At 54.1% G+C, this 13,899-nt stretch carries 12 protein-coding genes; 7 read left to right on the top strand and 5 right to left on the bottom strand.

Annotated elements, in window-relative coordinates; all coding sequences use genetic code 11:
• Positions 1-195: 195 nt before the first annotated feature.
• On the bottom strand, positions 196-2,688 hold the full coding sequence (locus tag AC4GMC_RS03775; protein WP_487875636.1) for an ATP-binding protein: 2,493 nt from the start codon (positions 2,686-2,688) through the stop codon (positions 196-198).
• Positions 2,689-2,891: 203 nt separating this feature from the next.
• Positions 2,892-3,179: a hypothetical protein gene (locus AC4GMC_RS03770; RefSeq protein ID WP_487878956.1), complete on the bottom strand. Its 288-nt coding sequence runs from the start codon at positions 3,177-3,179 to the stop codon at positions 2,892-2,894.
• A gap of 262 nt (positions 3,180-3,441) precedes the next feature.
• Here AC4GMC_RS03770 and AC4GMC_RS03765 point away from each other — a divergent pair, with 262 nt between their 5' ends.
• Positions 3,442-4,101 carry a response regulator transcription factor gene (locus tag AC4GMC_RS03765; RefSeq protein ID WP_487875638.1) on the top strand — a complete coding sequence of 220 codons (660 nt, stop codon included), beginning with the start codon at positions 3,442-3,444 and terminating at the stop codon, positions 4,099-4,101.
• A 46-nt stretch (positions 4,102-4,147) separates the two neighbouring features.
• On the opposite strand, the gene fliD is transcribed toward AC4GMC_RS03765, so the two are convergent.
• The 3 genes from fliD to AC4GMC_RS03750 all read right to left on the bottom strand — a co-directional run bounded on the left by fliD (position 4,148) and on the right by AC4GMC_RS03750 (position 6,876).
• The gene (fliD, locus tag AC4GMC_RS03760) at positions 4,148-5,797 is read right to left on the bottom strand and encodes a flagellar filament capping protein FliD (protein WP_487875639.1); all 1,650 of its coding nucleotides are present in this window, start codon (positions 5,795-5,797) and stop codon (positions 4,148-4,150) included.
• A 71-nt stretch (positions 5,798-5,868) separates the two neighbouring features.
• The gene (locus tag AC4GMC_RS03755) at positions 5,869-6,213 is read right to left on the bottom strand and encodes a hypothetical protein (RefSeq protein ID WP_487875640.1); all 345 of its coding nucleotides are present in this window, start codon (positions 6,211-6,213) and stop codon (positions 5,869-5,871) included.
• A gap of 18 nt (positions 6,214-6,231) precedes the next feature.
• Complete coding sequence (locus tag AC4GMC_RS03750) at positions 6,232-6,876, bottom strand: hypothetical protein (protein ID WP_487875641.1); 645 nt, start codon at positions 6,874-6,876, stop codon at positions 6,232-6,234.
• A 75-nt stretch (positions 6,877-6,951) separates the two neighbouring features.
• Here AC4GMC_RS03750 and flgB point away from each other — a divergent pair, with 75 nt between their 5' ends.
• The 6 genes from flgB to AC4GMC_RS03720 all read left to right on the top strand — a co-directional run.
• Entirely contained in the window at positions 6,952-7,338 is a 387-nt protein-coding gene (flgB, locus tag AC4GMC_RS03745; RefSeq protein WP_487875642.1) for a flagellar basal body rod protein FlgB, read from the top strand.
• On the top strand, positions 7,338-7,757 hold the full coding sequence (flgC, locus tag AC4GMC_RS03740) for a flagellar basal body rod protein FlgC (RefSeq protein ID WP_487875668.1): 420 nt from the start codon (positions 7,338-7,340) through the stop codon (positions 7,755-7,757). The genes flgB and flgC overlap by 1 nt, the downstream gene beginning before the upstream one ends.
• An 11-nt stretch (positions 7,758-7,768) precedes the next feature.
• On the top strand, positions 7,769-8,455 hold the full coding sequence (locus AC4GMC_RS03735) for a flagellar hook assembly protein FlgD (protein WP_058122996.1): 687 nt from the start codon (positions 7,769-7,771) through the stop codon (positions 8,453-8,455).
• Between the two features lie 39 nt (positions 8,456-8,494).
• Complete coding sequence (locus AC4GMC_RS03730) at positions 8,495-12,715, top strand: flagellar hook-basal body complex protein (RefSeq protein WP_487875643.1); 4,221 nt, start codon at positions 8,495-8,497, stop codon at positions 12,713-12,715.
• A 49-nt stretch (positions 12,716-12,764) separates the two neighbouring features.
• Complete coding sequence (locus tag AC4GMC_RS03725) at positions 12,765-13,529, top strand: flagellar hook-basal body complex protein (RefSeq protein WP_487875644.1); 765 nt, start codon at positions 12,765-12,767, stop codon at positions 13,527-13,529.
• 80 nt (positions 13,530-13,609) lie between these two features.
• Positions 13,610-13,899: flagellar hook-basal body complex protein (locus tag AC4GMC_RS03720; protein WP_487880324.1), on the top strand; the 290-nt coding region annotated here is incomplete at its 3' end.

Here is a 13,899-nt window from a genome sequence, read left to right as displayed (position 1 = left end):
TTGCGACTATTTCTGTCACACTATTATAGCCCATCCACACGACATCAGCGCAGCGCCCATTCGGACTCAATCTGTCTCTTTGGATACATGTCTATATAAAACTTTGTCTCTAACCCCAGGGTCACGTGTCAATATCGGCTCCGGATTGAGCCAATCCCGACGCGCCTAAAAGGCACCAAAGGATACAGATGAGTTTTAAGCCGAAATCGTATTTCGAATTTGCTCTGCACAGGCATCGAGCGAAGCTTGATCTTTAGCTTTGGCCGCACTCTCAGCTTGTGCAAGAAACTGGCTGAGAGAGTTGAACCCAACAACCGCGGTCGAACCAACCGCGTAGTGGATTTTATCGACGCGCGCATCCCAACTGCTGGCCGGATCTGTCATGACTTGTAGCGCAGTTTTAGCATCCGCTAGGCTTTGGGTTTTAAGCTCACGAGCGGTGTCAGGGTCCAGAAGATCAATAATGCTTTCTTCTTCATCCGCGTCCTCTTCCGCCTGCAAATGTCTACGCGTCGCGGCAAGTAATCTCTCGGACGTGAGAGGCTTTGCGAGCATGGCGTTCATACCCGAGTCTGTCTGCTTGTCGTGGTCCGTTGGAATCAAAGCAGTGACCCCCAAAATCACTGTTTCCGCTGAACGACCACTAGAGGCGCGGATAATTCGGGTCGCGTCATGACCACTCATCCCCGGCATGTTTACGTCCATCAAAATAAGATCGTAGGCCACTTTTTCAGCAGCATCTACGGCTTCGAAGCCCGAGGTAACACACTCGGGACTAAGCCCAAGTCGCGAAACCATCTCTCGTAAAACCGTACGATTCACCGCGTTGTCATCCACGATAAGAACGTGTTTCTTGCCAGTCACCGCCTTCTCGGTAATTGGGTCAGCCTGCGTCTGTGCACCCGCGACTTCTTCTTTTGCAGTGTCTATCTCAAGATGGAGCGAAAAGCTAAATCGGCTGCCCTGACCAAGGGCGCTGCGCAGCTCGATCGTAGAGTTCATCTGCGCCAAAGAGTGCTTCACAATGGCCAAGCCGAGGCCGGTACCCTTTGCATTTTCATCTGCAAAAGACGTCGCAGTTTCAAACTGTTCAAAGATGCGAATTTGATCTTCTACCGCGATGCCCGAGCCGGTGTCTTTGACCACAATGTTGAGCCGCCGAGCTCCGGGCGTGTCGCCCTGCGTGGCAATCAGCTCAATCAAGATAGCGCCGTTTTTCGTGAATTTAATCGCGTTGCCAATCAGATTGTACATGACCCGAGAAAACGAATCCGGCAGCCCAATATAACGTGCTTCTGCCCCATCACCTGAAAACGAAAACTCAATTGAAGTCCCGTTGGCGGTTGCAAGCGGCGTCAAGGACTCTCGGATATCCCGTATAACACGGCAGGGGCGGAACGGATGTTCCCGCTCTTCCATTTGGGTCGTCCGGGTATGATCCAGAATACCATTCACTTGCTCCAACGCACGCGTGGTACATTCACGCGCTGTTTTGAATAGCTGCTGATCAGCATCGCTTAAAGACGACGTCTGGATCATATCCATCGAGGCAATCAAACCATGTAGCGGCGTCCGCATCTCATGGCTCATAGTGGCAAGAAAACGACTTTTTGCGTGAGAAGCTTCTTTAGCCTCATCCCGCGAAGCCTTCAGCTTTTCCTCTGCTTCAAGCTTTTCAGAGATATCGAGCAGGTAAATGATATAAATATCATTACCCTCAACATCTTTTTGCCACGAGCCCGACATTTCAACAGGAAAGGCACGATACTCAGCCGTACGGGCCGTCAAGCGGATGGGATTGGCGTCTTTGGCATCTCGATATGCAAAGAATTTAGGAAGACTATCGCGGTCGATAAAAGCATGGATAAAATCCACACCAATCAACTCTTTTCGGTCGCTACCAAAATGGGTTTCGGCTGCATGATTGCACTGCACAATCATGCCATTGGTATCGAGGAAGATGACAGCCGAAAGAGCAGATTCAATCGCATTGTTGACGTTGGTTGCCGCCATTTCAATTTTGCGATTGCGGTGCTCCAGATCGCGCCACAAACGAACGGCGAGCAGACAGGACAGCAAGACAAAGCCAAGTATACTGAAGAGCTTAACATAAAAGCGTTGAAAGATTTGATGCTCAATCTCGCGCGCCTCGGATGCCACTGCGCCCAACGCTTGGATACCCGCCGTCGTCAATCCACGTACATCTGGGCTCAAATCAATAGTCGCCTGAAGCAAGGCCTCAATTTCGGCCGACGTTGGCACTTCGATGGCATCAATTTGGTCGGCGACTTCATTCCTAAAGGCGGTTACCCGGTTTAGCTGATCAGTAATTTCCTCAGGCTTACCAACACGTGTAAACGTGGCGGTTACGACTGATACGCGACTGTAAAAGATATCAAAGGCAAGCTTGACCTGCGCTAGCTCGCTTTGAGTTATTTCTGTTCCGGCCTCTGATGCCTCAATCAACGGCTCGAGTAAGGCAGCGTGCAAACCGCGATAATCGACATCAAGCTGAGAGATATTCCATCCCAAATTGTCGGAATCCGCAAACACGAGAGCATCGAGTTCAGTTTTTATCGACCGCGCACCAACAAAAAGAATTGCGAATGCGGCGATAAGAAACGTCAGGAGCAGCAATGCCACCCCTTGACGCATGAATGTCCGCCGCATGCGAAGTTTAAAACTCATTTCAGTCCTTAATTCTCGGCGTCGCGCTCAATCGAAACAAGCTGCCAAATGCTTTTAGAGTAAACTACCTCAGACTGATACTTAGCATCAACATCATAGGGATAGACAAGCCAATAAGGGCCTTTTTCGCGTCGGCTAATTGGTTCACCGTTCATCAGTGTGGCAACAATCGGTGCCTGGTCCTCAATTTCATCGACCGAAATCTAAATGGCGTAGTCATTTATCGCCGTCAGCGACAGTTGCCCGTCAGTGATCTCCGCCTGATCAATCAAAGAGCGCAGCGAGGGTCCTGAGAATGAGATCGTGCCTTCGGTCCAAATAGTCGAGGTTTCAAAAGACACCTGAGGCAGCGCATTCAGCGTCGCGGCGTCCATCTCCAAGACTTTTTCACCATTGATAACGGTCAGGACCGCATCGGCAGACGCTGCCGTGGTGATGCCAGCAACCATAAGAGGGGCAAGGAAAAAGGAGGCAAATCGGAAGTGTTTCATGGGATAACCATTCGTTTGAAAAAATCGATATACAAACTAATAGATACTTCTTGCAGCAATCTCACAGTATCTAACGATATATTAACTGATCATCAGATATTTTTGATCAGATGGACTGTCACAATGGCAGGATGTCACTATTGTAGCGCGAAAGTAGCGGCGAAATATTGACACCGTTAGACAGCACAGTGCGTGAAACGTCGCATACCGTTCATGGTGGTGAAAGGTACTGCGGCGTGTCCGAATATGAAAAATGAACGGGATGACGATTTTGCAAGAACGAGCTTCGGAACCGAACGATACAGGCTCAACTTTGAAGTTGGCCATCGCAGATGATCACAAGCTGCTCGCGGACGCCGTCGCCTCAATGTTGCGTGGCGAAGGGACTTTTGATGTCAGTTCATGCTATGACCTCGACAGCCTTTTGAAATTGCTAGCACAAGACAATTTTGACGTAGTATTGCTGGACTTACGCATGCCCGGCATGACAGGGCTTGATAGCGTAGGCCAAGTTGTCAAAGCCGCCCGAGATGGGAACGTCGTTCTATTCACCGGGCAAATTGATCGTCATGTATTGGACAAGGCCCTCGCGCTTGGCGTACGCGGCCTAATCGCCAAGACAATGCCACTGCGGTCACTTGGCAGCATCATTGAGCTTATCAACTCCGGCCAGATTTTTGTGCCCGTTGGAACCGATTTTCCGGGGTCCTCCACCTCAGACGCAGATAACCACGGGCTCAACGACAAAGAGATCTACGTATTGCGGCTTGCTGCCGACGGCATGACCAACAAGGAAATCGCTCGTGCAATGGGCGCGACTGAAGTAATCGTGAAAATGCACATGCGCGCCATTTGCAAAAAGCTTGGCGCACGCAACCGGGCGCATGCAGCGATCATCAGTCGCGAACGGTCATTGCTTTAAGCTTATCACAAAGCTGGCAATTACCATGTCCGACTGAACACTGGCTTTATCTGTCGGCGTTCCACGCCTCCATCAACGACTCCATGTACTCGCCAGTCTTATTGAGGCTGGCGATAGCTGCCTCCATGCGGCCAAACTGAATATTATACCGCTCTGTCAACGCAGCAGCTTTATCCTCAATCTCCGTCAGCTGATCCTCAAAGTCCTCTAAGTCCTGCGCTAGCTCGGTTTCTCGGCGGGCAAGCATACCGCCGGCACCAACCAGTTGATCACTATATTCAGCCATCATATCCGCTAGGCTGATACCATACCGGACCGTGGTCGATATCGCGGCGGTGCTTTCAAGTGTTATGCGTATCCCATAAGTATCGCCTTCACTCGAACTCAAGACTGGCCGCCCCTGCGCATCAACACTCACATTCATAGATGTACCGTCCAACGTAGCAGTCGCAGGGGATGTCGACGGATCATATTCCAGCGCGTAATTACCCGGCTGCGGCGGAGCAAAAGACAGCCCCGTGATGCTCAATCCAGATTGATCCGCCCCGAACTGCGTCGCAAAAAGGGCATGCGCAATATCCGGGTTCTGCTCCATCACCTGCTCAAACCGGTCCTCATCCAAACTCAGGGTGCCGTCCCGTTCCGTCATAATCCCCAGCTCAGCAAGGTACACCGGTTCAGCCCCAAAACCGGGAATGGGCTGCGTCGTGATTCCACGGATTTTGCCAAGCACTGACTGTGCGGCGATATCCCCCGCCAATGGGCCCGCCTCTGCACCGTTTAAGCCACGCTGCGTGGCCATATTTAGATAGGACTTCAACGCATTCACTTCATCGAGGAACGAAGTGATCCGTTCACGCACTGAACTGCTGCTTTCGCTTGAGGTCAGCGTCGCGGTTCCCAATGAATTAATCGTCACACGGTGCCCGACGAACAGATCGTCCATGACGTTCGAGCCGCGCGTGACAGCCACCCCGTCCACCGTAAAACTAGCATCCGTCGCAACACTCGTTGCGGTTGATACGCCCAGCGGGTTTTCATCCCCATCGCTCACGCCTTGGGTGCCATCTGCGGTCAGCCCAAGGGCGGTTTCAATGGCTGAAATGGACGCGGTATCCAATGCGTTTTGGGTCCCGTCCTGCGATTTGACGATCAACGCCATGCCGTCGCCTGTATCAATCAAAGATACAGTCAGCCCGTCGACTTCGTTCAATTCACGCGCCAAGCCATTCAACGTCGCATTGTCGTTCGGGACCGAGACAGAGGCAGGATCATCCCAGCCGGGCGCAGATACCGAAAACGATCCTACCTCAATTGTAGAACTGCTGTTTGTACCTTGCGCAAAACGGAATGTTGTGACCTGTGGCAACGCCAGTGTCGTGACCTCAACCACAGCGGACACATCTGCCGCAATCGCCTCTTGGGTGACTTCGATAGACACAGCACTGGTGGTCGAAGAGGCCGAGCGCGAAGCGGTCTCAGCGGCGCGAGTCATCCCGGCCTTAAACAATCCGATCTGCGAAGACAGCTGACCCATAGCAGAGATTGAGGTATTTGCATCCTCAACGCGACGCTCCGTCAGCACGCGCTCCCCGCTGGTTTCCGCTTCAACAAGGCTAGAGGCGAGGCTTTGCAATTGCAGCCCACTGCCATTTTGGCTGAGTGCGGACAGAATGTCGGGTTTAATTTCAGCCATAACGCACCTTTTTACTACGAATGTTAACGTCCCAAACCGTTCAGAGTTTAGTCACGGGCCGCGTTTTCTTGCTACATTTGAAACTGCGCGCGCTTACACGCATAGCTGCGTAGCACACCGTTTCGAGTCACCATCACACCGCCGGTTTTGCGATTAATAACCAGTCGATCGCGCCCCCAGTCCACGATCAAACGATCCCCCGCATACTGAGAAATCGTTGCGCCTGCCGGATCAGCACCATCCACGACGCCGCCTTCCCCAATCGCGATATCTTGGAACGTCAGCTTGTTGAAAGGCGCCTGTGTGGCTGAACAATCGTAGGATTCCTGCTCGAACCGGGTCAGGCTTGCGCAGTCTCGTAGCGGCCCTACCAACAGGACACTCGCAAGCGACAGGGCAACAAGGGTGTAGTGCATCCAGATACCTCTCTGCGTCTAGTCCGCCGGCGTCGCGTCATCAGCTTCGCGCGTATCGCCAAGGGGGATGTCGTCCGCCGCATCGCCCAGATCATCCGATTTCTGCTCGACACCTTCCTCGCCAACAGAAGGCATCCGAACACTGATCCCTTTGGAAACCAACTCATCGGCCTTTTCCCCAGCGACGGCAAAAACCGCACCTTCAGGTAGGGTAATGCCTTCGTGCTCGTAGCTTTGCAGCAGCTTGATTTGTGCCAATTGCTCACCGGGCGCGGTGGGCTGATCTTGCTCTTCCATTGGCTCGGCTGGGGGCTCAGGGGCCTCTGGCTCCGGCTCTGATTCCGGCGGTGCAGGTGGCTCTGGCTCAGCGTTTTGCTCTTCTAGCATCGCGCCCAGCGTCAGCCCTTCATCAACCGCACGGCCCGATTGGCAGGCAATCGTCCGCGCCCGCAAAACCTGTATCCGTGTCGTCAAAATCGCAAGTCGCGTCGCTGGATCCGTCGTTTCTGCTAATAGCCCCGACAGGACCCCGGCTGCCTTAAGTGCGGGCGTATCCGCAAGGAACGTATGCACCCGAGCGCACAATGCATCCGCCTGTCGCGCAAGCGTCTTTGGGCTGGGTTGAGGCCGCGCTTGATAGGGCGCCAATGTTTTTTTCGACATTTTCATCTCCACCGGAGGTTTGGCACTCATCTTGCAAATCTTGGACCAGAAAAGGATGCCCGTGGTCGAAAAATCATGAATGCACTTAAAGAACATATCTCGTTCCAAGCCTCTGCCTTGGCGTTGCGCGACAAGCGCAACACGATGCTGGCGTCGAACATCGCGAATGCCGCAACTCCCGGCTACAAAGCTCGCGATCTGGATTTCGATCAGGAAATCGCACGCGAAATGGGCCAAAGTCCCGTGCGCAAGACCAACACGCGCCACGTCGATAACTTGGTCGGGGTTGGCGCCGATATGGTCCAATATCGTGAGCCGCTGAACCCATCGCTCGATGGTAACACGGTGGAAATCTCTGTTGAGCAGATGGAGTTTTCGGAAAACTCTCTGCGCTACATGACCACGCTCACGTTTCTCAACAGACGCATTTCCGGTCTCATGACCGCGATTAAGGGGGAATGATGGCCGAGCTTAAGAACGTTTTCGACATCGCGGGACGATCCATGGCCGCTCAGATGGTGCGACTGAATACAGTCGCATCCAACATCGCGAACGCCGACGCCCGCGCAGGATCATCAGAAGGTGCGTATCGCCCCCTGCGCCCTGTGTTCCAGACCGTTTTCCAAGATGGCATGCGCAACGCGCAGCGCGCCTCGGTTGAGGTTCGCGATGTCGTCGCCCTCAACCGCGACCCACAACGCGTGCATGAACCCGGACACCCGCTGGCCGACGAAGAAGGCTTTGTCTACGTCGCCCCGGTCGATGTGAATGAAGAGTTGGTCGATATGCTGGAGGCCAGCCGCCAGTACCAAAATAACCTCGAAGTGGTCACGACGCTTCGCACGCTTATGGTGCGCACCGTGAACATGGGCAAGTCGTAGGAGATTAAGTGATGGACGTGAACAACAACAGCCTAAGCGCGCAGAACGCACTGCTTTCCAAGCTGGGGATCAGCACGACCGAAGCGAAAAATGCCGAGCCCAAAGATGAGCTGGGTCAGGCGGATTTCCTGAAGCTGATGACGGCGCAGCTCCAGAACCAAGACCCCTTCGCCCCCATGGATAACGGTGATTTTATCGCTCAGATGGCGCAGTTTTCATCTGTCGCCGGGATCAGCGACATGAACCAAACCATGACCAGTATCTCGGAACAAATGGATCAGTTTCGCGTAGCTTCATCCGTGAATATGCTGGGCCATTCTGTACTGGTGCCGGGTAACATTGCCCGCGCTGATGACAACGGCGAAATCCATGGCGTCATCGACCTAGAGCGCACCTCTCTCGCAACACAGATCAATTTTGCAGACGCCGAAACCGGCGAAATGCTGCACTCAATTGATCTGGGCAGTCAGGCAAGCGGCATGTCCGGCTTTGCGTGGAAAGACCTGCCAGAGGCCTATCGCAACGGCGCGCGCAGTGTGCGCATGGATGTTTCGATTAACTACGGCGACGGGCCTGAAAGCCTGACGCCGAATGTCTTTGCTGACGTCATTGGGGCTTCGGCAACAGGTGCGGGCACCCTCGAAGTCGAGGATTACGGCAACCTCAGCACCGCTGACATCCTGCGCTTCCGTCTGTAACGACCGCGCTGCTTTAAAAAATAGTTTTGGGAGAGAAACATGTCTTTCTATACCGCTTTGACCGGCCTGAATGGTGCGCAATCCGATATTTCCGCGACCTCAAACAACATTGCAAACGTCGGCACTACAGGCTTCAAACGTTCACGGGCGGAATTCGGTGACATCTTCGCCACCTCGCCTTTGCAAAACAGCACGTCGTCCATCGGCTCTGGTGCAATCCTCAAGGGGGTTAAGCAACAGTTCACCCAAGGGAACATCGCATCCTCGCTCAACGCGCTGGACATGGCGATCTCGGGGCAAGGCTTCTTTGCTCTCAAGCCAAGCCTGACGTCGACCCAAGTGGTTTACACACGCAACGGCTCGTTCAACGTGGACAATAACCGAAACGTGGTGGACAGCTCGGGCCAATTCTTGCTGACCTATCCCGTGAACGAAGATGGATCTGTCACCGCCAAAGACATCGACAGCGCCGTGCCCTTGCGCTTGCCGGTCACATCAGGTGATCCACAGGCGACGACGATGGTTGATCTGGCTGTCAACCTGCCTGCCAATGCAGAAGTCGTCACCACCAAAGACAAGTTCGCAGACGGATATACGTTTGACCCAAACGATTCCGAAAGCTTCACAAACTCGACTTCCTTCACAATCTTTGATGATCTCGGCAACCCAACCATTGCGACCGTGTACTTCATCAAAACACAAGGGTCCTCGACCGAAGACCCCACTAACAAGTATGAAACGCGGCTGGTCATCAATGATGAGGTCGTAGCCCCCGACCTTGTGCCTGCGGTGAACGACAAGGGCAGCCAAATCTATATCGACCAGTTCGGCAACCAGACGACATCAGTGCCCGACCCTAGCTATTTTGACACTGGGCGCAGCGCCCCGCTGTATAAACTGGATGAACTGCGCACCCGTGTGCCGTCGCAACCTGCGGCCTTATCCGGTGAAACCAGCGGTTTTGATTTTGGCGACGAAGGCACCCGTGAGATCGAAATCGTCACGAACCCGATGCTGTTTGGGGCCACCCACGAAGCTGACCCCGCCAATCAGGGTGTCTACTGGGGCAATGATTTCCTACTCGTGAACATCGATGATGGCACCCGCCCCGTCAGCGTCGACATCCGTGCCGGCAGCTACAACGCAGAAGAGCTCGCCGCCGAAGTTGAGCGTGCGATCAACGAAGCCTACGACGATGAGAAGAAGGTCGAAATCCGCAAAGGCGCGGAGGATCAGATCAACATTCAGATGTTCACTGCAACAGATGAAGGCGACGCGATTGTTCCGGCCAGCGTGTCTATCGACCTTTTGGAACCCAGCTTTGTTTCGACCCAAGCTGGAATTGATGTTGCAAACCTGACTGCGCCCAACTTTGAGTTGGACACATTTTTGGCCCACGCCCAGGCGCGTATCAACGATACCCTCAATGCAGAGTTGGGCGAAAACTCTCCTGCGGTGCCCGGGATCGCCAACAATCAGTTTGCAAAGATCACCACCACGACCAAGCTGACCAATCCACCCGAGCTGCCACAGTCCTTTGAATTTGAATACACGACACGCGACTTGGGCGTGACCGGGCTGACGAACACATCTGAATTGTGGGAGTTTGACTACTCCGAAGGGAAGTTCACTGCGACTGCCGTGGCTGATGCGACGCAGACTGGTGACAAAACCCTCACCTTTGCCATCGATGACCGCGATGTTGTCGTGACAATCCCCGCAACGGGCATGAACACATCGGCAGACGTTCTTGCCCTAATCGAGACTGAAGTGAACAAGCTGATTTCGGTGCAGCCTGGTTCAGCGGATATGACGTTTAGCAGTGACGGGTCGCTTGTTGTAGCACGCGCCGACACCACCCAAGCCCAAACACTGACGCTGGATGCCTTCGGCGTGTCCCTGTCGGTCGAAGCCGACGCCAATGAGACAGACGCCGACGTTGCGGCCAAGATCAAGACGGCACTGCAAGATGCAGGTGTTCTGGGCCTCTCAGTTAGGACTGATCCTAACGATGCCACCAAGCTGATGATTTCAGGCCCCAAAACGGTGAACAGCGAAATTAGCGGTACGAACCTTTCGTTCGCCGTCAGTGAGCAACGCTACCTTGCCTACAGCAACCTCGACAATCGTCCATCCGTCAGCACATTTGGGCGTCAAAGCAGTGTTGCTGAAGACAACAACATCCCATCGATCGAATATGACGCCGAAGCGGACCGACTGTCGATCACGATGGAATCTGTTGCGGGTTTTAGTGCCGGCGATACGATCATGCTGCTCGGCGCTGATCCTGAGGCCGCTGATCTGAACGGCCGCACCTACCGGATCACATCCGTGGTCGGCAACGTGTTGCAGGTCGCCACCGGCGATCTGGGCCTTCCAGATGAAAACATCTCTGTGAATGTTGATGCAAACACCCCGTTCATCGTGTTGTCCGATCCAGCAAAAGACGTCGAAGCGTTCTTTGAGGGCGAAGACCTCATGGTGGATGGCTCACCGCTGAGCTTTAACAACCAGCGGATCGTACTGCGTGAAACCGATGCCGCCCGCCACGCCTATACGGACGTTAATGTAGACGGCTCCGGCAAAAGCGTGTTTGGCACATTCTCTGCTCAGTTGACGGGCACCGACAATCCTAGCACCGCTGACTTCGGGCTTAGCAACTCGGCCATCGAAATGGAGTGGGTGGATGAGCGTAATCCCCCCGTCAAAGTGCAGTACGATGCTGCAACCCAAAGCATTGTGTTCAAAGTGGACCATACCGCCCTTGGACCTGGTGGGGCGATCAGCGATGTCTCTGCCCTGCAGATTTCCTCAGGCTATGCCGATAGCATCAATGGCGTCGGGCTTGCCGGAACGACCAACGCAAGCAAGGTAACCATCACTGCCGCAACCAATGTCGTCGGCGAGCCGTTTGTCTTTGACGGCGGCGTTGTGGGCAGCGGTCCGGATCGGTTTGGCGCCAAGGTGCGTTACGACCGTGACACCGGCGCCTTTACCTTCGAAAGCGGTACGACCGGCAAAGAAGTGCGTGCCAACAAAGCCATGGGTGTTGAGACAGACCAGCAGGCATCCAACATTCAGGTCGGACGCTATGAAATCGACTCTGCGACCGGTCTTGCGATTGTGGGCGACAACACCGTCGATATCACTTCACGCGTGCTGGCTGACGGCAACAGCCATGTCATGGGCGTTGGTTTTGGTCGCAACGTCAGCTTCCGCGAAGGAACAGGCCTCAAGTCTGAACCCGCAATGGCAGTTGGTGGCCCCGCCAAAGATCCGCTGAACAGCCAGCCGATTTTCTTAAACGCCGCAAACCGCGAGACAACATTCAACGTGTCGGTCAACGGGGTGAACGCGATCATCGAAATTCCCGGCGGCAATTACATTGGGACGACATTGGCCGAACTGCTGGAACAGCGGATCAACCAAATGCGGGACCCCGAAACAGGGCAAACCATCGGCGGTGTTACGGTCAAATACCAACCGACCGAGAACAACTTTGTGTTCACCACCGGCACAACAGGCGACACCTCGACCATTCGGATCAAGGGGCCAGTCAAACTAGGGCTGGATGACGTGCCATTGGGTGTCGGCAGCGTCCCGACCATTGCTAATTTGGTACAGGCAACCAACGAAAATGGCATCCCGCTGTTCGTCAACGAACGTGGTGAGATCGTAGATTCAGAGCCCGATAACTTGGTCGAAGATTACTATCCGCTTTACCTTGATGAGGGTGAGCTGACGTTCGACAAAACCGGTAAATTAATCAGCCCACAGGGCCTAACGCGCTACGAATCCCAAAGCGACACGTTCTCGATTTCGCTGGATATCGACTACAGCGCGTCCTCACAGCTCGCGACGCCGTTTGCTGTAAACAACCTTGAGCAAAACGGTTTCACCTCCGGTCGTCTGGACGGGCTTAGCATTGATGCCACCGGCCTTTTGCGCGCCAACTATACCAACGGTCAAAACAAACCCTTGGGCAAGCTGGTGCTGGCAAACTTCAACAACCAAAACGGCTTGAAGCAGGTTGGGAACGCAACATTCGTTGAAACCGCGTCCTCTGGTGAGCCGCTGATCGGTGAGGCCGGGACCGAAGGCTTTGGTTCCATCCAGTCCGGCGCGTTGGAACGGTCCAACGTGGATATCACCGAAGAGCTGGTCAACCTGATCACGGCACAGCGGAACTTCCAAGCGTCCTCCAAGGCGATTGAGACCTCCACTCAGCTGACCCAGACGATCATTAATATCCGGACGTAAATCATAGGGCTCGCGCACCGCGCGGGCCTTTTTTCAGGGAAGAGCAGACATGGACCGTAATATCCACATCGCGCTGAACAACATGCGCAACGTCTCGACTGAACTGAGCGTTAATGCCCAGAACATGGCGAACTTGAACGTGCCGGGCTACAGGGCTGATCTGTCCGTCACACGTGAGGCAAAGTTCCTCGAAGCCTTTGATCAGTTCCGGTCGCGGGTGTTTAGCCAGCAAAGCGACGGCGCATTGTTTTCCTCAGAGCAAGGTGAACTGCAAAGCACCGGTGAAACGATGGATGTCGCGATCCGTGGTGACGGGTATTTCTATATTGCCCCCACCGCTGGCGGGGATGCAGCCCTTTCGCGGCGCGGTGATTTTGGGTTGGATGCGGAGCGCTTTGTGATTGATGGCGCGGGCAATCGCCTATTGGACACAGAGCTAGAGCCCATCCAAATGCCCGATGCGCGCCGCGTCGTGATTGAGGAAACAGGCCAAATTCAGCTAGAGCTTCAGGGCCTGCCCGAAGGCACATTTGTGCCCGGCCCGATCATTGCCACGACAGTTGCGGAGAACACCCAACTGATCAAATCCGTGGATGGACACATCCGTCCCGCAGCCCCCGACATCCTGCCAGAACCAGATCAACGCGCACGGCTATCCCAAGGTTTCTTGGAAAACAGCAACGTCAATACAATCACCGCACTGGTGGAAAACATTGAAAACCAGAGACAATTTGAGATGAGCGTTAAATTCATCTCGGTTGCGCAGGAACTCGACGAAGGCACCAGCCAATTGATGCGTCTGCCCAACGGTTGACGGATTAGTTTCGCCCCTCCGGTTCAGTTTGGCACATCAGTTGCAAACCTAGACTGAACAAATAAACAACGGAGTGGCAAATGTCGTCCAACGCCATGCACGTCGCAAAGACGGGCCTGAACGCGCAGCAAACGCGGATGCAGGTCATTGCCAACAACCTTTCAAACCTGAACACTGTCGGTTTCAAAAGTGACCGCGTTAATTTTGAAAGCCTACTGTATCAGGTTCATCGCTCCGGCGGAGATCAGACGTCAGAAGGCACGCAGCTGACGTCTGCACTGGCAATCGGGACCGGTGTGCGCGCGGTTAACACCCAAAAGCTCTATTCGCAGGGTGGGATGGTGAACACCGACAACTCGTTTGATCTGGC

The organism is Thalassobacter sp. (genome assembly GCF_982993085.1).
This window is presented reverse-complemented; position numbering and strand designations above follow the sequence as displayed.